The 19,964-nt window shown below is 61.3% G+C and carries 15 protein-coding genes and 4 pseudogenes; 13 read left to right on the forward strand and 6 right to left on the reverse strand.

All coding sequences use genetic code 11. The features are described 5' to 3' along the window. Positions 1-14: 14 nt before the first annotated feature. The gene (locus tag J3P95_RS11270; protein WP_434577250.1) at positions 15-776 is read right to left on the reverse strand and encodes an alpha/beta hydrolase; all 762 of its coding nucleotides are present in this window, start codon (positions 774-776) and stop codon (positions 15-17) included. Positions 777-890: 114 nt separating this feature from the next. Between J3P95_RS11270 and J3P95_RS11275 the strand changes: the two genes are divergently transcribed. Next, positions 891-2,324, forward strand: a complete 1,434-nt coding sequence (locus J3P95_RS11275) for an HD domain-containing phosphohydrolase (RefSeq protein WP_434577248.1) — start codon at positions 891-893, stop codon at positions 2,322-2,324. A 100-nt stretch (positions 2,325-2,424) separates the two neighbouring features. After that, on the forward strand, positions 2,425-3,747 hold the full coding sequence (locus J3P95_RS11280) for an APC family permease (RefSeq protein ID WP_434577246.1): 1,323 nt from the start codon (positions 2,425-2,427) through the stop codon (positions 3,745-3,747). Here J3P95_RS11280 and J3P95_RS11285 read toward each other — a convergent pair. From J3P95_RS11285 to J3P95_RS11295, 3 genes are all read right to left on the reverse strand, one after another. After that, positions 3,744-4,784 carry a DUF2955 domain-containing protein gene (locus J3P95_RS11285; RefSeq protein ID WP_434563108.1) on the reverse strand — a complete coding sequence of 347 codons (1,041 nt, stop codon included), beginning with the start codon at positions 4,782-4,784 and terminating at the stop codon, positions 3,744-3,746. The genes J3P95_RS11280 and J3P95_RS11285 overlap by 4 nt on opposite strands. Then, positions 4,774-5,895: an HlyD family secretion protein gene (locus J3P95_RS11290; RefSeq protein ID WP_434577244.1), complete on the reverse strand. Its 1,122-nt coding sequence runs from the start codon at positions 5,893-5,895 to the stop codon at positions 4,774-4,776. Before J3P95_RS11290 ends, J3P95_RS11285 begins: the two co-directional genes overlap by 11 nt. Positions 5,896-5,965: 70 nt before the next feature. Continuing rightward, on the reverse strand, positions 5,966-6,490 hold the full coding sequence (locus J3P95_RS11295; protein WP_434563111.1) for a transporter suffix domain-containing protein: 525 nt from the start codon (positions 6,488-6,490) through the stop codon (positions 5,966-5,968). A 222-nt stretch (positions 6,491-6,712) separates the two neighbouring features. Between J3P95_RS11295 and J3P95_RS11300 the strand changes: the two are divergent. The 4 pseudogenes from J3P95_RS11300 to J3P95_RS11315 all read left to right on the forward strand — a co-directional run. Further along, positions 6,713-7,000, forward strand: a pseudogene (locus tag J3P95_RS11300) (ABC transporter substrate-binding protein); the annotation flags it as partial. A gap of 130 nt (positions 7,001-7,130) precedes the next feature. Beyond that, a pseudogene (locus tag J3P95_RS11305) lies at positions 7,131-7,520 on the forward strand (sensor histidine kinase); the annotation flags it as partial. A gap of 213 nt (positions 7,521-7,733) precedes the next feature. Beyond that, positions 7,734-8,069, forward strand: a pseudogene (locus J3P95_RS11310) (response regulator transcription factor); the annotation flags it as partial. Positions 8,070-8,588: 519 nt separating this feature from the next. After that, a pseudogene (locus J3P95_RS11315) lies at positions 8,589-8,930 on the forward strand (ATP-binding protein); the annotation flags it as partial. A gap of 142 nt (positions 8,931-9,072) precedes the next feature. Here J3P95_RS11315 and J3P95_RS11320 read toward each other — a convergent pair. After that, on the reverse strand, positions 9,073-12,474 hold the full coding sequence (locus J3P95_RS11320) for a type III effector HrpK domain-containing protein (RefSeq protein WP_434577242.1): 3,402 nt from the start codon (positions 12,472-12,474) through the stop codon (positions 9,073-9,075). Between the two features lie 724 nt (positions 12,475-13,198). Here J3P95_RS11320 and J3P95_RS11325 point away from each other — a divergent pair. From J3P95_RS11325 to J3P95_RS11355, 7 genes are all read left to right on the forward strand, one after another. Continuing rightward, positions 13,199-13,363, forward strand: a complete 165-nt coding sequence (locus tag J3P95_RS11325; protein ID WP_162835389.1) for a hypothetical protein — start codon at positions 13,199-13,201, stop codon at positions 13,361-13,363. A gap of 119 nt (positions 13,364-13,482) precedes the next feature. Continuing rightward, positions 13,483-14,427, forward strand: coding sequence for a SctD/MshK family protein (locus J3P95_RS11330; RefSeq protein ID WP_434577240.1), 945 nt, complete (start codon positions 13,483-13,485; stop codon positions 14,425-14,427). Further along, complete coding sequence (locus J3P95_RS11335; protein ID WP_434563117.1) at positions 14,424-14,783, forward strand: hypothetical protein; 360 nt, start codon at positions 14,424-14,426, stop codon at positions 14,781-14,783. Before J3P95_RS11330 ends, J3P95_RS11335 begins: the two co-directional genes overlap by 4 nt. Beyond that, positions 14,783-15,133: a tetratricopeptide repeat protein gene (locus J3P95_RS11340; RefSeq protein ID WP_434563119.1), complete on the forward strand. Its 351-nt coding sequence runs from the start codon at positions 14,783-14,785 to the stop codon at positions 15,131-15,133. The genes J3P95_RS11335 and J3P95_RS11340 overlap by 1 nt, the downstream gene beginning before the upstream one ends. After that, a complete protein-coding gene (gene sctV / locus J3P95_RS11345) occupies positions 15,133-17,274 on the forward strand; it encodes a type III secretion system export apparatus subunit SctV (protein ID WP_434581227.1) in 2,142 nt (713 codons plus the stop codon). The genes J3P95_RS11340 and sctV overlap by 1 nt, the downstream gene beginning before the upstream one ends. Further along, positions 17,271-18,590 carry a type II and III secretion system protein family protein gene (locus tag J3P95_RS11350; RefSeq protein ID WP_434577238.1) on the forward strand — a complete coding sequence of 440 codons (1,320 nt, stop codon included), beginning with the start codon at positions 17,271-17,273 and terminating at the stop codon, positions 18,588-18,590. The genes sctV and J3P95_RS11350 overlap by 4 nt, the downstream gene beginning before the upstream one ends. 13 nt (positions 18,591-18,603) lie before the next feature. Then, a complete protein-coding gene (locus tag J3P95_RS11355) occupies positions 18,604-19,011 on the forward strand; it encodes a hypothetical protein (RefSeq protein WP_434563122.1) in 408 nt (135 codons plus the stop codon). An 11-nt stretch (positions 19,012-19,022) separates the two neighbouring features. Here J3P95_RS11355 and J3P95_RS11360 read toward each other — a convergent pair whose 3' ends face one another. Next, a complete protein-coding gene (locus J3P95_RS11360) occupies positions 19,023-19,799 on the reverse strand; it encodes a tetratricopeptide repeat protein (protein ID WP_434577236.1) in 777 nt (258 codons plus the stop codon). Between the last annotated feature and the right edge of the window lie 165 nt (positions 19,800-19,964).

Consider the following 19,964-nt stretch of genomic DNA (forward strand, 5'->3'; position numbering starts at 1 on the left):
GAAGGGGCCTGGAACTATTGGCTCTTCAGAACCGCCTGGATGATGACTTTTGCGACATCTGCCGGGCGGGATTGTTGTGGCACGTGGCTGGCTTCGATTTCGGTGACCTTGGCACCGATCTTCTTGGCAAAAGCGCGTTGCAGATCAGGCTGGATCATCCGGTCCGCCTTGGCCACAACGTACCAGGTTGGCTTGCCTTTCCAGGCGGCGGCGCTGGTTTTGTCATCGAAAGCCGAGGCTCGGATCGGTCCTTGCGTCGCCGCCATTACCGCGGTTTGCTCTGGGGAAAGATCCTGGGCAAAACCGGTGGCCATGCCCTCGGCGGTCATGTACAGGAAACCATTTTTGTCGGCGGCGATGTCTTTCACGCCGGACGGGGCAGGGTAGTCCTTGCCGAGGTCTTTGCTGGCTTGACCGGCATCCGGAGCGAACGCGGCGACGTACACCAGGCTGCGTACTTTCTTGTCGGTGCCAGCCTCGCTGATGACGGTACCGCCCCAGGAGTGGCCGACCAATACGACGTCGTTCTCCTGGTTGTTCAGCACACGCTGTGTGGCGGCGACATCGTCCGCCAGCGAGGTCAACGGATTTTGTACTACGGTGACCTTGATGCCTTCCGCCTGCAGCAGCGGGACGACCTTGCCCCAATCGGATCCGTCGGCGAAAGCGCCATGGACGATGACGACAGAAGGTTGCTGTGCCGCGGCATGGACCGCGCCGCCGAACAATGAACAGGTCATGGCGAGTGAGAGGGCAAGGGCCTTGGGTTTGAACATGATGCGATCTCCTGTATGGGGTGAGCGCAGTTTCAGCGATACTCGGCGGCTGAGGTATCGGTCATTTATCCGAGGCCATCAACAATGTTCAATCGGATGCCCTGAGGAAACGACATGTCGGCAGGTGACTGTATCGAATTGGAAGACGCCATCCTGGCGTTGTCCATGGTGGGCGACCTGAGCATGGGGCAGCCTTTCGATCAGTCCCGCCGCACCGCCCGATTGGTGCAAATGCTCGCGCAAGCGTGCAATGGCGCTGGCGAGCACACCGAGATCGGACGCCAGGTGGCCTTGTTGCGCTGGTCAGGGTGCACCGCCAATGCGCAGGGCTTTACCCAACTGCTGGGCGATGATGTCGAGGGCCGCAACGCGATGCTGACGCATACCCTCAGCGCGGCGGGCCAGCGAGCGATGCGCAGGTCCACGCCGCTGGCGCAGATTCATTGCGAGGTCTCCGGTGACATCGCGCATACATTGGGCTTGAGGACTGAAGTCGAACACGGGCTGCGGCATGTGTTTGAGCAATACGACGGCGAAGGAAGGCCGTCTGGCCTGCGTCATCCACGGGTGCCGGAGGTGGTTTATCAAGTGTTGCTCGCCGGTGATTTGGAAATCCTGTCCCGCAGTCACGGTCTGGAAGTGGCATTGCAGTGGATTTCCAGCAAGCGTGATCGACGCTATCCAGCAGCGCTCGCTGGCGAAATGCTGCGACACGCCGAAGATTGGCTCGCTCAATTGCGCACGCCACAGGTGGCTGCTTCGCGGCAAACCGCACCATCGGTGCCATTGACCCTTATCGGCGATGTGATCGATCTCAAGTTGCCCTGGTTGTCGGGGTATTCGCGACGTTCTTCGGAGCTGGTCCAAGAGGCCGCCAGGCTTTCGGGGCTGCCAGAGGCATCAGTAGACGACCTCGGCCAAGCGGCGCTGATCCATGGGCTTGGCCGCGCAGCGGTGCCCAATCGAGTCTGGAATACTCCGGGTGCGTTATTGGAAGGCGATCTTGAGCAGGTGCGGTTGGTGCCTTACTGGACGTCGCGAGCCTGTAGCCAGATATCGGCGTTGACCGTGTCGGGCCAGATAGCGGCCCACGCCTACGAGCGACTGGATGGCAGTGGTTACTTTCGCAGTCTTAACGGTGACGCGCTGCAAAGCGAACATCGCTTGCTGGCCGCCGCCCTGGCTTGGCAAGCGTTGCTGAGCGAGCGACCGTGGCGGCCGTCCTTGAGTCAGGACGATGCCGCCCGCTTGTTGCTGGACGAGGCGGACCAGGGACGCTTTGACCGACGAGCCTGCCAGGCGGTCATCGCGGCGGCGCGCGGGGACACGATGATGGCTGCCTGCAGGCCAAGCGGTGGCCTGCTTTCCGAGCGTGAAACCGAAATTCTACGGTGCATCAGCACGGGAGGAAGCAACAAGGAAGTGGCGCGTCAATTGGGCATCAGTCCAAGCACGGTCCGCACCCATGTGGAAAACGTGTTCCGTAAACTTCAATGTACCACCCGTGCCGCGGCGACCCTCAAAGCCCTGACGCTAGGGTTGATTTAAGTGAACTTTTACCCTGCGGATTTTTCCACTGCTCAGACGTTGAGCGAAGGCATGGCGCTCGGATGTCTATGCGAAATAACATCACTCGGCAGAGCCTTCAATGAAAGCAGATACGTCACCCTCCAAGACCTCTTTGCGTCGCGCTGTCACGGGGCCGATGCTGTTTCTGTTCATACTTGGCGATGTGCTGGGCGCTGGCGTGTACGCGCTGGCGGGTACCATCGCCGGAGAGGTCGGCGGCGCGATCTGGGTGCCGTTGTTGATCGCGTTGTTCTTCGCAATGTTGACGGCAGGTTCGTATGCCGAACTGGTCTCGAAGTACCCTCACGCAGGCGCAGCGTCGGTGTTTGCCGAAAAGGCTTTCAAGTCACCGCTGATATCTTTCCTGATCGGTTTTTGCATGCTCGCCGCGGCGGTTACAAGTGCTGCGGGTCTCTCACTGGCCTTCGCTGGGGATTACCTTGCGGCGTTCATTGAAGTATCGCCCCACGTTGCGGCTCTGATCTTCTTGTGGGTGATTGCGCTTTTGAATGCGCGAGGAATCAAGGAATCCCTCGGGGCGAATCTGGTAATGACCGTGATCGAGCTGTCAGGGTTGATGTTGGTGATCATTGCGGCGGGTTATTTTTTCAGCTCTGGCGAAGCCGAATTGGGGAGGACGCTGGAATTCAAGCCTGGGGTCAGTCCGATGCTCGCCGTGTTGGGAGCTGCGCTGCTCGCATTCTATTCGTTCGTGGGTTTTGAGACGTCCGCCAATCTTGCGGAAGAGATCAAGGATGTTCGCAAGGTATACCCTCGTGCCTTGTTCGCCGCGCTGATGACAGCCGGCGTCGTTTACATGGCCGTTGGGGTCGCGGCCTCTTCGGTATTGCCGACGGAGAAACTGCTCGCCACCTCAGCCCCGTTACTCGAGGTGGTTCGGGCCTCCGGGCTTGACATCTCGCCTCGAATATTTGCGTTTATCGCTCTCATTGCAGTGGCCAATGGGGCGCTGCTCACCATGATCATGGCCAGTCGACTCACTTATGGAATGGCCAATCTCGGGCTATTGCCTGAATTTCTGGGAAGGGTGCTGCCGCATAGGCGCACTCCGTGGGCGGCTATTATCGCAACGACGCTCGTCGCTATCGCACTGACGCTTACGGGGACTTTGGCGACGTTGGCGCAAACCGTGGTTCTGCTTTTATTGTTCGTTTTCCTCAGCACCAACATCGCCGTGTTGGTGTTACGCAAGGACAAGGTTGCGCAGGAGCATTTTCGGATTTCCACCTGGGTACCCTTGCTGGCTATCGTGTCTTGTCTCGTATTGCTGAGTCAGCAAGACCTGGGCACTTGGCTACGAGGCGGGGCACTTATCCTGGTGGGTATGCTGCTGTATATCTTTGCTCGAATGACCGCGCCTGTTGTCGTAAAACCGAACTAGCCGGGGAGGCGTTGCAGTGCGCGCGTGCTTGGCCACAGCAGCGCGGCCAGGCCGATGGCATAGACCACCGCAAACAGCACGTAGGCGATACGGGTGGAAAACAGCTGGGGCGTTTCTGTTGGTAATGGCGACACACCGAGCCCGAACAGAATAAGGAAGGTGATCAGCCCACCGCCGAATATCTTGCCAGTGGCGTTGCCGATGGCGGCTTTGCCAGCAAACAGCAGGCTTACCAGCAACAGGATCAGCGCCACCAGCCACAGGGTCGGGCGAAGTTCAAACAGCGTGAAGGCCACGGACGCCGCCACCCCGCCCAGCAAGTTGACCAACACCAGGCCGAGGGCGGTGCGGCTGCTCATGCCCAGGGAGAACTGGCTAAGCAACGAGGCCACCGTGATGGGTACGACTATCGCCGTGGCCAGCCGGGGATCGCTCAGGCACAGCGCAACCATCGCCAGCAAGATCGCCGCGCTGGCCAAGGCCTGGCGAATCACCAGCGTCAGCTCGCGCGGCTGGGCGATTGCCTGGTCGGCATATTCACCTGCAGGGTCAGGCAGCAGCGCATGGGCGCCCCAGGTCAGCAGCAAACCCAGGCCGACCGCCTTGACCAGTACAAGCACAATGGACTCGCCCAGATCGCTCTGGGCGATATCGAGCATTGGCACCACAATGGCGATCACCAGCATCAGCGCCGGTCCCGCGCCGCCAGGTTGTCGGCCTTGCGCGGTAAAACAGGCGAGATAAAACAGCCAAAGCAGCGGCAGCAGTACCCACGGCCGCTCACCGAACATACCGGTCATGCACACCAGCAGCGCGCCGGTCAGCATACTTACCAGCAACGTCATCAACCCTTGGGACAGCGCTGGCGCGCGGCGGCTGGCCAAGAGAAACTGGATGGCGAACAAGGGCGCGAGAAACGGCAAGATATCGCCCATGACCAGACCCGTGCACAAGCCCACGGTCACTGCCAGGGCGACACGCAATCCCTGGCGCTTGATCCGCAGCACCTCCAGCGTCGCTTGCCCATCAATTGACATAATTCAGCCAGGCGCCCAGGCGTGTCATGAAGGCCCCCAGCGCGTTAGTGATGGGATTGTCATCGGTATAGATCACCACTGTCACTTGCGAACCGTAACGCGGGCCGATCGGGTGCGGTTCCTCCACTAACAGGCGTACCGGAAAACGCTGCGGGTCACGCACCCAACCACTCTGGTTGCGCACCGAGGGCAGGGCCGAGTTGCTGCTACCTTGTTGCGCGACACCCCAGCCGACGCTTTCGACGCGGCCCTTGAACACGCGGCCCGGCAATACATCGAAGACCAGCTCCGCCGGATCGTCGGCCTGCACATGTTCCAGGCTGTTTTCCTTGAAGGCGGCAGACACCCATACCGTGCCTCTGTCGATGAAGGTCAGAGCCGGTTGGCCGGCGCTGACGACCTGGCCCACGGCGAGCTGGAGATGGGTGATCACGCCATCGGCGGGTGCGATGACCTCGGTACGCACCAAGTCGAGTCGGGCCTTTTCCAGCGAGGCCAGGGCTTGCTTGAATTGCGGGTTGTCGTTGCCTTTGGGCCCGAGTTGCTGGCGGGCCCGTTCCAGGTCGGCCTGGGCTTTGCTCACGGCCGCCTCGGCGGAGCCCAACGAGGCTTTCGCTTCATCCTGGCGGGCGGCGGCGAACACCCCACGCTCGACCAGTTGATTCACCCGTCGGGCTTGCTCGCGTATGTTGTCGCGCTGCGCTCGCGCCGACACCAACTGCGCCTGGGCGGCATCCACCGAGGCGGTGCTGGCGCCCACTGCCTGGCCGCTTTCCTCCAGCCGCGCTTCAGCCTCGCTGACGACCAGCCTGTAGGGTTGCGGGTCGATGCGAAACAGCACTTGGCCGGCCTTCACCCGGGCATTGTCGAGCACCGCTATTTCCGTCACACGGCCACCCACTTCGGCAGCCATTTCCACCACATAGGCTTGCACCACGGCTTGCGACGTCGAGGGCGTGCGGCGCTCCATGAAAATGGCGAGGGTGAACAGCACGGCGATCAACACCGCAACGCCCAGCGCAATGCGCCGTAGCGGATTGGCTGGCGGAGGCTTTTCAGGAAGCGCTTCAGTTTGTAACTCAGGCTCGACGGAACTGGGCGAGTCGGGCATATCGGTACCTGCAAGTCGTGGTCATTGAAGAAAACTGCTAGAGCGCCGGGGCGGCGATCCCGAGGTTGCCTCAGATCGCGTCGGCGGTGGTGACCCGTGCGGAGCGGATAAACAGCGCGCGCAGTTTCTCCCAGAAATTGCCCCCCAGGACGAAGAAGCTGCCCACCAACATTGCATCAGCAAGCAGTTGCAACGCCCAGCTATTAGGACGTAGACCGGGTGCTAAGGCATCGACATAAGGTTCAAGAAAAGAACACACCAACGGCAGGCAGAACATCACCAGGCCAATACGGTGGCGGGTGACGCTGACCTCCTGCTCGACGCTGGGCACAAGGCCCGACACATAGCCGAACACCTTCTGCTTGAGCTCTTGAAAACCTGCCTTGCCCATCACCGCGATTGCCAGCAGCAACAGCACTTTGTTGATGATGAACAGCGCGCCGGTGATCGCCGCGATGGTGGAGCGGGGTACATCCGCAGCCGCTGCCAGTGGCACCAACAACCACAACGCGAGCATCAGGCAAAGAATGGCGATGCCCGCCTTGAAGCGCCATTTCGCGGAATTTGACGTTGCCGGGGGCTGTGCCGTGGCCATGCTGCGTTACCTTCTTCGAATTTTTATTGGTTATGGTCTGGAGCGAAGCAAAGCTTAGCAGTTGGACGGCTAATGCGTTGACTAGCGGCACCCTGCATGATGGGAGTCTGTAAGGCGCCGCTGAGAGCAATCAGCCCGCTCGCCCATTACTTCGTCCAGGCCCCGGGCGAAGCGGGCACCTTGAGACTATGCTCACGGCCACTGCAGGCACGTGAGAATGGCATGAACACTAAGTCGGTCAACATCTTGTGGGGCATCGCCGGCTGCTTGACCGGACTGGCGATCGTCGCTGCCAATCCAGCCCAAGCCGCCGGCGACGGCATCGCCCGCGGCCCTACCGCGAGCCATAGCATTGCCTTCAGCAATTCCTACACGGGCAGCGACTTTCGCAAAGTGATGGTGCGCAACTGGCAGGAGATTGCGGCCCAGGCGCAAAAGGATGGCTTGATCCGCGAGGCTCCGGTGGTCAGCGCCAATAATTCGGCGGCAAGTCGAACGCGCCCAACGCAATGCGCTGCGCCTGATGAATCGGGTGAACGACATCCTCGACTTCTCCAAGGCCGAAGCCGGCAAGTTTGAGTTGTGTCCTACCCCGGTTGATTTGAACAAGGCGGTAGGGGTGCTGGCCGAGGACGCCGCGATGGTCGCCGAGGGCAAAGGCTGCGCCTTGACCTGCAGCATCGATCCCGCGCTCGGCACGGTGTTCCTGGATCCCCGGCACTTCGAGAAGATTCTGCTCAACCTGGTGAGCAATGCGATCAAGTTCACGCCCGCCGGCGGCACCGTGCACCTGGCAGTGACGCCACTTGATGGCGAGCGATTTGAACTCGCGGTGCAGGACTCGGGCATTGGTATCGCGCCGGACAAACTGCCGCTGCTGTTCCAGCGTTTTTCCCAGATCGACAATTCCGCCACGCGTCACTACAGCGGCACAGGCATCGGTCTCGCCCTGGTCAAGGATCTGGTCGAACTGATGGGGGGCGAAGTCGGCGTCAACAGCGAGCCCGGACGGGGTTCGTGCTTCTTTGTCCGGCTTGCGCTGGGGGTTGAGCAAAACATCCTGCCGGCCGAAGCCAACCATAGGCACGAGCGATCGTCACCGGGCATGACCAGCACGATAGAGCAGCGCCACCTGCGTTTTGACGATGGACGCCAGGGCAGTCGCAACGACCGCGCTTCAACGCAAGGCGCGGACCACGAGCAGCACCCGGAACACGCCTTGCGATCCAGAGTGCTGGTGGTGGACGACAGCCCGGAAATGCTCAGCTATCTCAGTGAGCTTCTGCAAAACGATTACATCGTCGCCACCGCAACGGATGGAGAGCAGGCCTGGGCGCTCCTGCAGCTTCGACCCGTCGATGTGATCGTCTCGGATGTGATGATGCCCAAGCTCGACGGCTTCGGCCTGACCGCCAGAATCAAAGCCAGCGCCGGTTTTGCCCATTTGCCGGTGATCCTGGTGACCGCCCGCGGCGGTAGCGATGCCTGCATTTGCGGGCTGGAAAGCGGCGCCGACGACTATATCGCCAAACCCTTTTCGCCGCTGGAGCTCAAGGCTCGCGTACGCGCGGCACTGCGCATGAGCCAGGTGCAAAGCGAACTGCAGGCAAAATCCCGCCAGGCGGGCATGGCCGAAATCGCCACCACGGTGCTGCACAACGTCGGCAACGTTCTCAACAGCGTGAACGTCTCGGCAGAACTGGTCAGCAGCCTGATGCGCACCTCCAAAGCCCAGGGGCTGGGCAAGGTGGCCCAACTGATGAACGAACACATCCATGACCTGAGCGACTTCCTCACCAAAGACCACAAAGGAAAGATGCTGCCTGACTACCTGCGCAAGCTGGCGGAGGTGGTGACGGCAGAGCAACAGGGCATCATCGAAGAGCTCGGACAGCTCACCAAGGGCATTGACCACATCAAAACCATTGTCGCTGCCCAGCAGTCCTATGCCGTCGCGGTCAGTATCGTCGAGACCGTGCCGGTCGCAGCGTTGATCGATGATGCCTTGCGCATGAGCGCCGGATCCATGGAGCGCCAGGGGGTGGCGGTGGTCAAGGAAATTGCCGACTTGCCCCTGCTGTCGTTGGACCGGCACCGGATGTTGCTGATTCTGGTGAACTTGATCCGTAATGCCAAACAGGCGTTGGGCGGTGTGATCGATCGCAGCCCGTGCATCACGTTCAGCGCCGCTCTCATCGACGGGCCAATGTTGCGTATCACGGTGGCCGACAACGGCAACGGGATTGCGCCTGAGCACCTGGCGCGGATCTTTTCCCATGGTTTCACTACGCGCAAGGACAGTCACGGTTTCGGCCTGCACAGCTGCGGGCTCGCCGCGCAGGAAATGGGTGGCAGCTTGAGCGTGCACAGCGATGGGGCTGGACAGGGCGCGACCTTTACCCTCGATGTGCCTCTTGATGTTCCGCTGGATAAGTCATGAGCACCGAAGTGGCAGGTTTCTACTGTGTTGACCGGTCTGGTTTGCGCCCGTCAGCCGGATCAGTCAAGGGTAAGGGTGGAATAGACAGCGCAGGCGGCAACGCGAGGCATGTTGCGCTGCCGCCCCCGGTAGTCGATCGATGTCAGGACATCGATTCTTCGCCGCCCGGCCAATCTTTCGTCGGGATGTCGCTGATCGTGCCTTCTTTGACACCGTCGATGCCGTAGCGCTCGATCGAGCCGCCGAGCACTTGGGCGAAGTCATCAGCCTTGGCCTGCTGCTGGCCCTCCCTGACCAATCCGGGGATCAGCGCGGCGAGCACGGCGACGCCCCCGGCAAGGACACCCAGGACCCCGGCTGCACCGGCAATACCGGACATGTAGGGGATCAGCCGTGGCAGGCTGGCGCTGAGCAACCCAAGGCCGCCCTCTACGGCTGACGCCGCACCGGCCAAGGCGCCCAGCGCGCTGGCCGTGATGCCGAAACCACCGGTCAGCTTGTCGCCGCGGCGAATCGCCTGCACGCCGTCGAAGATCCCGTAGGCACCCATCGCCATACCTGCCAGCCCACCCAGGCCTTTTGCGCTGTCCTCGAACCTGGTGGCAATGATCTTGGCGTTCTTGCCGTCCTTGACGTTGTCCTTGAGCTGCTGGAGCAAATCGCTGGGGAGCTTGCCGGTCCGCATATCGTCGATCGACTGTTCTCCGTTCTTGATCGCGGTATCCAGGTACTCCTTGTAAGCCTTGGTGCCGCCTTCGGTGAGCACGGTGGCGGTCATGACTGAGCCGGTGGCAATATCGACCATGTTCCTTTCGGTCAGCTTGCCTGCGCCCTGTACGCCACGGGAGATAGTCACGCCAGCCAGGAACAGGCCGCTGACTCCGTGCAGGACGCCGCTGCTGTACGCGCCTTTGCCATCGCCGCTGGGGTCGAATTTGGTCAGCGCGTTCATGCTGTCCAGTGACTTGATGCCCTGGCGGAACATGTCCCAGTTGCCGCGAAAACCCGCGAGGATTTGATCGGTCGTGGTCATGGTGCCGTCTTTGTTCATCAGCAGTTCGGGTGATTCCCGACGTATCTCATCAATCAGCTTGCGCACTTTTCCTTCGTCGAGCTCTGCGCCGCCATCCTTGCCATAGGCCGCTTTCAGGTCATCGAAGGTTGCTCCTTTGAAGGCGTTTTCCTGAACGATGCTGGAGAAATTATCGTTCAGCTGCTTGTCGAGCGTGCCGGTGAACTCCGGGTCCAGCGCGCCGTTGTAGAGCGCCACTTCCATGCTGAAAGCACCGGCAGCCGCTTCCGGCGTTTCGGTCTTGAGCAGCTCGCGCAGACGATCGCCCGAGGCCAGCGAGTCTTTGTAGTAGGCCTTGAATTCTTCACTGTGGGAGGACTTGCCTACGCCTGCCTGGATCTCGTCGGCCTTGTCGATGCCCAACATCGTCTGGAGGCTGCGCGCAGTGGCATAGAAGTCCGCCAGTGCCTTGGGTTGATCAACCTTGCCGTCCTTGGTAGCGGCGTCCCAGGCTTTGTCCAGCGCCTTGCCGGATTTGATCTGGTCCTCGTAGGTTTTGGTCGCCGCTGCCTTGAGCTCCGGGCTGTCATCAAACAGCTCCTTCATGGCTTTATCGCCACGGGTCTGGAGAAACTCAGCCGTAGGCTTGTCCTTCTGGAGGATGGCGATGTGGTCGTTGATGTCCTGCAGCACCTTGTCCGGCTCCCAGAACGCGCCGGAGCCGTTGGCAATGGCTACCTTGCCGTAGTCGTCGCCCCACATCCCAGCGGTGGCGCCGTCGATCACCAGTTTTTGCGCATTCTGCAGGTCCATCAGCACGGCGGCTTTTTGCTCTGCCGTGTATTTTTCGGGGTGCTTGAAGACATCTGGGCCCAGCTTGCTGGTGTCGACATTGTCGGTCACGTTGCCCGATACCACGCTCGACAGCATGCTGGTCAGCCCAGGGGCATCCGCCGGGGCGGTGTTCTTCAGCCAGGCTTGGATGTCGGCCTTGCTGACCTTGCCGTCGGCGCTGTTGGCCAGCGGATTGCCGGCGGTGTCGAGCATTTTGAACGCGCCCGGCTGGGACCAGAACTCCAGCGCTTCTTTCTCCTTGCCGCTGAGCTGGGGGTTGGCGTCCTTGTAGTCGCTGATGTTCTGTTCGGTCAATGTGCCGTCCGCGCCGGTCTTGCCGCGAATGGAGTCGTACTTCTGCTCAAGGATGGCGGCGTACTGGGCGATTTGTTTGGAGCCTTCGTCGGCGTCGGGTTTGGCCTTGAGAAAATCCTTGTAGCTGGCGATATCTTCGCTGGCCTGGGCCTTGGGCAGTGACTCGAAGCCGAATTTGCCGAAGTCCTGCAAGCGTCCTGCCTCGGTGCCGTGCCTGGCTTCGCCGCTTTTGGTAAAGCCGTCGACACTGCTGTTGGCAACGTCGCCGCCGCTGAGCACCTTGCCGCTCTCATCGTAGCCTACGACGCGGTCAAGCACCTGGCTGGCCCGGAACGCGGCGTCAGGGTCATTCTCGAAGTCGCCGACACGTTCCTTGAGGGCATCTTTTACGCCGCTCTGGTTACCGAGGTTCTTAAGCAGGGGATTGGCGTCGATGATATCGCTGGCAGAGCGCTTGTCGCCCTCCGGAAGCTCCCAGACGATGCCGGCTTTTTCACCTGCCTCGCGAGCCTTGGGATCGCTGCCAACGTTGGCGGCAGTTTCAAGTTTGCCGTTGAGGCTGTCGAAGCCGCCCTTGCCGAAATCCTGCAGGCGACCGGCTTCAGTGCCGTGTTTGGCCTCGCCGCTTTTGGTGAAGCCATCGATGCTGTCGTTGTTGACATCCTTGCCCGCCAGGCGTTCGCCACTTTCGTCAAAACGTACAACGTGGTCCAGCACCTGCTTGGCGCGATAGGCGGCGTCCGGGTCATTCTCGAAGTCGCCGACCTGCTCCTTGAGCATGTCCTTGACGCCACTTTGGTTGCCAAGGTTCTTCAACAAAGGGCTGTCGTTGATGATCTCCTGCGCGGAGCGTTGGTCATTCTCCGGCCTTTCCCATTGGATGCCCCGTGCATCGGCCTTTTCACGCACGGCCGGGTCATCGCCAACCGTGTCGACGTTTTTCAGCTTACCCTCGAGGTTCTCGAAACCGTATTTGCCGAAGTCCTGCAGGCGCCCGGCTTCGGTACCGTGCTTGGCTTCGCCGCTCTTGGTGAAGCCGTCCACTCTGCCATTGTTGACGTCTTTGCCGGCCACGCGGCTGCCGCCTTCGTCCAACTGCTCAATGTGTTCGAGCACCTGTGTCGCGCGATAGGCCGCATCGCGGTCGGTTTCGAAATCCCCTACGCGCTCCTTGAGCTTGTCTTTCACGCCGCTCTGGTTGCCCAGGTTCTTCAGCAATGGACTGCCATCGATGATCTCCTGTGTGGAGCGATGATCGTTTTCAGACAGTTGCCACTCGATACCGGCTTCCTTGGCCTTGGCGCGCTGAACCGAGTCGCCCCACTGGGCTTCGGATTGTTTTGGTACTGGGTGTTTTTTCAAATCCGTCACGGTGAGAGACATCGTCAGGCTCCTGTATTGATGAGTATCAAGGCAGTCACTTGTTCAGAACAGGGGACTGCGTAAATGCAAACTGGCCGGCCATGGCCCCGCGATGCAATGGCCAATGAATACGGCTGTTTATTATTTGTTCACTGTATTAAATATCAGCGAAGCACGATCAATAGTGTGACGTGGCACACATATTAATTCTGAGCCTTGGCAGGCGCGTTACAGTGTCCCAATCATTTGATAACGCCGACAAAGTTACGCCGCGTAGCGCCGAGCTGAACGCCAGTGAGACCGGGACATTATCAGAACGATGTGCAAAGGAGGGCGGGCACACGCAGGTTTCACAACATTTCACAACCTTTGCAACCCTGAAGGATCGCTCTATCTAGAGGGTTATGGGGGAAAACACAGCCATTGGTATTGAAGAGCCAGTACTAAGCGGAAACGACCGCCAATAAATATAAAGTTCCAATGTGTAGCAAGGAAATATTTTGAAATATGTTGTGCAGATGTTTTTCGGTGAAGGCTAAATGATATTGCGCAGCGGTCTGATAGTTATGGGGGCGAGGTTTCACAAGTTTTCACAGCCTCGATTAGTTTCACCTGCGTAGTATCGATTCGTGCAGGGCGGTGAGCTGAAGTTTAATTGTAATAAAGCTTCCTTACTGTGATGCCTGAAGTACGAATACGCCGCTTTGCGGCTGAAGACATCCCATCTAAAGCAAGGAGATCCAACATGAGTGAAGTCCCTCCAGCAAGCTCCGGCGGCGGCGCAGATGCAGCAATCGCGAAAATGGAAGCCACGTTCAACATGGCTATCGAGAAGTCGGCAAAGATCACCGAGCTGACCACAGCCAAAAAAGCTGAGCTCGATGCGACCAAGCAACGTCCGCAGAACTGACGTCGCTGCGCGGGCAGCCGCAAGGCTGCTCGCCTACCTGGCCCTTACGCTGCATTTCACTCTACGTTTTTCGGTGTCTGACTCGCCCTTGCCTGCGCGCACCACTCGGGTAACCCGATATGACAGCCCTGATTTCCCTGACCCCCGCGCCTGGTTCATCCGCTGCGGGAAAGAGCGCTCCACTGCTCAGCATCACCCACGGCCTGCATCAAGGGGTAACGCTCTCCCTCGACAAAGCCGCCTACATTATTGGCAGTGCCGGTAGCGCTGATCTGTTGCTCAGTGACGCCGGCATTGCTGAGCGACACATGGCCCTGCGTTTCGCTAACGGCCAAGTGGCGGTCGAAGCCCTTGGCGGCGACGTCATCGTCATTGGGAGTGATGCCCAGGCGCTCAGGATTCCCATCGGCAGCGGCCACCGCACGCGTTTTCCTCTGGCTGTGCGCATCGGCGATGCTCGCCTGACCCTGAACGATGCCGGCGATCTATCCAAACCCGTGGACCCCGTCATGCGCGCCTCGCGACGTGCGCCGCAATGGATCATCGCGTTGCTGTTGATGTTCTTATGCCTCGGCGCGTTTGCCTTTCGTGGTCAACCCGTTTCATCCCTGGAGCCGCCGACGCGCAGCCATCTGAGTGCGCCCGTCGAGGCAAAACAGCCGAACACCGCAACGGCAGCGCAAGCCGCGACCTGGCTTGAGCAACAACTGGCGGCAGCCCGTCTGAACCAGATAAAAGTCAGCCAATCCGATGGCCAGCTCGACGTGCAGGGCCGCTACGATCCGGCACAGAAAAGCCAGTGGATGGGCGTGCAACAAGCCTATGACGGTCGCTTTGGCCAGCAAGTGGTGCTGCATTCCGATGTCGCTCCTCGCGCCGAGGTCGCCACGCCACGGGTACGTTTCCAGGCAGTCTGGTTCGGCACTAACCCTTATGTCGTCAATGAGAGTGGCAAGCGCTTGTACCCAGGCGCCGCCCTGGCCGATGACTGGACGTTGGAGCGCATCGAAAACGACCAAGTGATTCTCGCCCGGGGCGAAGAACGGTTCACCTTCACCCTATGAAAATCGACCCGCGTCCACTGCTGCCGACCACCACCGGGAAAACCCCCGCGACCGACCCTGTCCAACCGGCGAACCTGCGTCAGGGCGCGCGTTTCGAAACGGTCCTGAGCAAGCGTGAAGTCCTGGCGCGTCGCTCATTGCGCGGCGATGTCGAGCAGTCTTCAAGTGTCGACGGTATCGCTGCACAGCTGTTCGGCAGCACCCGTTCCCTGGAGATTCTCGAATACGTCCTGCACAACGTCCTGCCGGGCCTGGACGCAGAGACGCAGGTGAAGACCCTGGCCCATGAACTGATCAGCGAGGAAATCGACATGCGCCGCAGCCTGGAGCAACAGCGCGCCGAGGTGCAGGCCTGATGCGCCACGAAATGCTCAGCCGCCAAGAGCAGGATGCCGTCGAGTTGCTCAAGGGCATGGGCGAGCTCTATCGCCGTGGCGGCCAGCCGCAAAAAGGCTTGGTGATGCTGCTGGTCGCGGCACATCTAGCGCCGGCCGATCCGATGCTGCTGCGGGGGCTGGCGATGGCCTTCACCGACAGCGCCCAGCCGGCCCGCGCATTGAATGCGTTGGACCGGTTGGTGGCGGCCGAAGGCGAATCGCCGGGCGCGTTGTTGCTACGCAGCCGCGCGTTGTGGGGCGCCGCGCGCAAGGAAGAGGCGCGCCAGTGCTTCAAGCGCTATCTGACCGCCCGCAGGGCCGCTCGATGATGCGGGTCATGAACCACCTGAATGCCCTGGCACGCGCCGCCGCCACGCGCAGCGATGTGATCATTGTTGCGTTCATGCTGATGGCCATCGTGATGATGATCATCCCGCTGCCCACTTGGCTGGTCGACGCGCTGATCGGCATGAACATTGCGCTGAGCATCCTGATCCTGATCGTCGCGTTTTATATTTCGCACTCGGTGGAGTTCTCCGCGCTACCACCACTGATCCTGCTCAGCACGCTGTTTCGCCTGTCCTTGTCAATCACCACCACGCGCTTGATTCTGCTGGATGGCAACGCAGGTCACATCGTCAAGGCCTTCGGCGATTTTGTCATCGCAGGCCAGGTGGTGGTGGGCCTGGTGGTGTTCTTGATCATCACAGTTGCGCAGTTCGTGGTGATCACCAAAGGCGCCGAGCGCGTGGCCGAGGTCGCGGCGCGCTTTACTTTGGACGCGATGCCAGGCAAGCAGATGAGCATCGATAACGATCTGCGTAACGGCGACATCGATCAGCCCGAAGCCCGTCGCCGTCGCTCGCGACTTGAGCGCGAAAGCCAGATGTTCGGCGCCATGGACGGCGCAATGAAATTCGTCAAAGGCGATGCGATCGCCGGGCTGGTGATTCTCTCGGTCAACCTACTGGGCGGCATGCTGATCGGCATGCTCGAGCGGGGTATGTCATTCGGCGACGCGGCGCACACCTACTCGCTGTTGACGGTGGGCGACGGGCTGATCGCGCAGATTCCGGCGCTGCTGATTTCAGTGGCGGCGGGGACGGTGGTCACCCGCGTCAACAGTGACAACGCCCAAGGCAATCTCGGCACGGAAATTCTCCAGCAACTGGGCGCCAGTCACATGGCGCTGGGGTTGACGGCGTTGATCCTGCTGGGCGTTGCGTTGCTGCCAGGTTTCCCGGCGCTGGTGTTCATAGGCCTGGCAGCGGTGCTTGGGGGCGCGGCATTCGTCATGTATCGCCGTGGCCGGGTGGTCGAGGTGCCTGCCGTTGAAACTGTCAGCGAAGCGGCTGACGATCAAGCACCCGTGCCCGAACCCTCCCCGGTGCTCGGCAAGCCGCTGGATAGCCGGCTGTTGCTCAGCATGGGCTCGGCGTTGGGCCTGGCGGCGCCGGAGTTGCCGCTGGGCCAGCGACTTGAAGCCTTGTGTCATGCCATCCGCGCTGACCTGGGGATCGAAGTGCCCGTGCCGGAGCTGTATGTCGATCCGTCGATGCCGGCCAACCGCGTTGTCATTGAGCTCGAGGGCGTGCCGGTCAACGAAGGCGACTTGCCCCCCGACTGCCTGTTGCTCAAGGACGACCCGGTGCATGCGCACTTGCTCGACATTGCGCTGCTGGAACACGATTCGCCCCTCAGCCGTCGGCCGGCGCATTGGATAGAACGGCATCATCGGGACAGCCTGCAAGAGGCCGGCATCGGTTTCATGCTGCCTGACGAGGTGCTGCGTGCCATGGTCGAACGCACGGTGCGCCGTTACGCCGCGGATTTTCTCGGCATCCAGGAGACCCGAGCGATCCTCGAGCGCATGGAAGGCCTGTACAGCGAGTTGGTCAAGGAAGTGCTGCGCATCGTGCCGTTGCAACGCATCGCCGAGGCCCTGCGCTTGCTGGTCGCTGAAGGTGTCTCGATCCGCAATCAGCGCGCGTTGCTCGAGGCCATGGTCGAATGGGGCGCGCGGCACACCGATGCACCGGATCTGGCCGAACAACTGCGCGCCGCGCTGGCACGCCAGATCAGCCACCAGTTCGCCGACCGCAACCGGGTCATCAGCGCCTTCGTGCTCACCCCGGGCCTGGAAGAACAATTGCGCGCGAGCACGCGGCGTCTGGAGAACCCTGGCGACTCATGGCCCGAACACACCAACCGCGCGTTGCTGACACAAATGCGTCACGCCTGTGAGCGCTTGCCTGAAGAAGGCCAGGCGGTATTGCTGGTGCATCCCGAGTTGCGGCGTGGCATGCGTCGCCTGGTGGTGCGCGGCGAGCTGGAACTGGCGGTCCTGTCGTTTCGCGAGCTGGCCGGCGAGTACAACCTGCAAGCGCTTGGCACCGTCAGCCTGAATGAAATTACGCATCGACGCCCAGCCAGCGGCGTCCCGATTACTCCGATGGCGAGCGCCTCATGACGTGTTTTATGCAGTTTCGTGGCTTCTGGATAGCCGCCGTTGCAGCGTTGACGCTGCCCGTGATCGCCTGCGCGCGGACCATCGCTGAAGGCAGTACTGGCAACCTCGACCTGGCGTCCGGCGAAGGGCGCATCTTGAACTTCACGGCACCGGTTGACTCGGTGCTCGTCGCAGACCCCGACATTGCCGATTTGCAGGTGGTGTCGCCCGGGTTGATCTACGTGTTTGGCAAAGCCCCCGGGCAGACCAGCCTGATCGCCTTGAGCCCCGATGGCGAGCAACTGGCGGCGTTGAGCCTGTCCGTCAGCAGCGGTACCCAGGCCATCAGTCGCCCGTTGAAGGCGCTGCATCCCGGCAGCAGCGCGCAGATCTCGGCAACCGGTAATCGAGTCGTGGCCAAAGGCAGCGTCAAGAGCGTGGGCGAGGCCACTGACTTGAACGCGCTGCTGAGTACCGAAGGCCAGGATTTCAAGAGCGCAATCAACGGTGCGTCATACGAGGGCTCGGCGCAGGTCAACATCCGCGTGCGGTTTGCCGAGGTGTCGCGCTCGGAACTGCTGCGCTACGGCGTCAACTGGAACGCATTGTTCAACAACGGCACGTTCTCCTTCGGCCTGCTCACGGGCGGGGCGCTGGCGGCAGAGGCGGCCAGCGGTGGCTCCAACGTGATCAGCGCCGGGCTGGCGTCGGGCAATGTGAATATCGACGCGATGCTTGAGGCGCTGCAGAGCAACGGCATCCTCGAGATCCTTGCCGAGCCGAACATCACGGCCATGACCGGCCAGACCGCGAGTTTCCTGGCCGGGGGTGAAGTCGCCGTGCCGGTGCCGGTAAACCGCGATCTGGTCGGCATCGAATACAAGCAATACGGCGTGTCGCTGCTGTTCAGCCCGACGGTCTTGCCCAACGACAGAATTGCCCTGCAGGTGCGTCCTGAAGTGAGCAGTCTGATGGCCTCCAGTACGGTCAGGGTGGGCGGTTATCAAGTGCCGTCGTTCAGGGTGCGGCGCGCCGATACGCGGGTTGAGGTCGGCAGCGGCCAGACCTTCGCGATCGCCGGGCTGTTCCAGCGCGAAAGCAGCCAGGACGTCGAGAAAGTCCCCATGCTTGGCGACATGCCGATCCTCGGCAATCTGTTTCGCTCCAAGCGCTTTCAGCGCAATGAAACCGAACTGGTGATTCTGATCACGCCGTATCTGGTGCAACCGGTGCGTGGGCGAACCCTTGCCACGCCACTCGACGCTCGACCTGCGGACACCACCACGGCATCGGCGGGGCCGCGCAACGGCGGGATGTTCGGCTTCTACATGAATTGAACAGGGAGCAACCATGAATCGTGTACTGCTGCTGATAGGCCTGGCGTTGACGCTGCTGGCGGGTTGCAAGACCCAGCTGACACCCGCGAGCTACTCGCCGGATTACCAGGCGCTGACCCGCGCCGACGGCCGGGTCGAACTGGTGCCGGTGGAGTGCTTGAAGCCTTCGGTCGAGGATCAATCGGGCAACGATGAAGAAGCGCACGTGCCGTTATTGCCACCCGGCTGCGCCAACAACCTTACGCTTTTGCAGATGGTCGAGCAGCGTTCGGATCTGTTCCAGGGCAGGGCGACCGGTCCGACCATGGCCGCGCCCGTGGGGCGTGCGGCGCAGGTCTACATTGACGGTTATGACCGCGAGGAGCTGCGCCGGCGCCAATCCGAGCAGCAGGCAAGGGCCGACAAGCAGGAGCGCCAATGACTGTCCTTCGCCTACTGAGTATCGACCAGCCCCAACTCGCGCGCCTGGGCTTGCGGGTCTTTTATGGCCTTGATACGGCGCGCTTCAACCAACAGGTTGTTGCGCTCTTCGTTGGAAATGTCGTCCAGGGTGCGGATGTCATTTTCGCGGCCGGCGAGCACGCTGATCAGCAGCGCGTTGCGTTGGTGACGGGGCAGGGCGCGTGCGGACTCGACGACGCTATGGATAGTGTCCAGCGCCCGTTGCGATTTGCCGCCCAGGGCGTAGGCCAGGGCGAGGTTGCAACGGGTGTCGAGGTCGTTGGAAGCCATCGTGAGGCTCTGGCTGAACGCCGCCTGGGCCGCGTCGGGCTGGCCCCGCAGAATCTGCGCGATGCCCAGCCGGTTGAACGCTTCGGGTTGATCGGGTTGCGCACTGGCCTGGGTCAGCACCGTCACCGCGCGGTCCAGTTTACCTTGGCGCAGTTGTGCGCTGCCCAGGCCGAGCAAGGCGGCTGCGCTGTCTGGTTGGCGTTCCAGCGCTTGTTGATAGGCGCGCTCGGCGCCTCGCGCATCACCGTTGGCCAGTCGTGCTTCGCCCAGTTTGAGCCAGGCCTCGATTTGCGCCTGCGGCAGCTGCGTGGCCTTTTCATAAAGCCCGGCGGCGGTCACGGTGTCGCCGCGTTGTTGCAGGTCGGCTGCCAGCCCCATAAAGCGTTCGTAACTGCCGTCGGAGGCGGGCGGGGTGCTGCAGGATGCGAGCGTGACGCTGCCAAGCAAGATCAACGTGGGGGCAAAGCGACTGGGCATGGGAAAGACTCTTGGTTCGAGGACGGCGGGGCAATGGCTCGATCAGCGGCGGGGGCCGACCAACCGAAACGGCTCACCCGGCGCGCGCTTCATTTTATCGAGTTGAAGCGCAATAGCGAACGTTATGTGCGCGGTGTTTCCCGTTCCACCGTCGGCAGATGTGGG

This window comes from Pseudomonas sp. Z5-35, from assembly GCF_051131945.1.
In the GTDB taxonomy this organism is placed as follows: Bacteria; Pseudomonadota; Gammaproteobacteria; order Pseudomonadales; family Pseudomonadaceae; genus Aquipseudomonas; species Aquipseudomonas marvdashtae.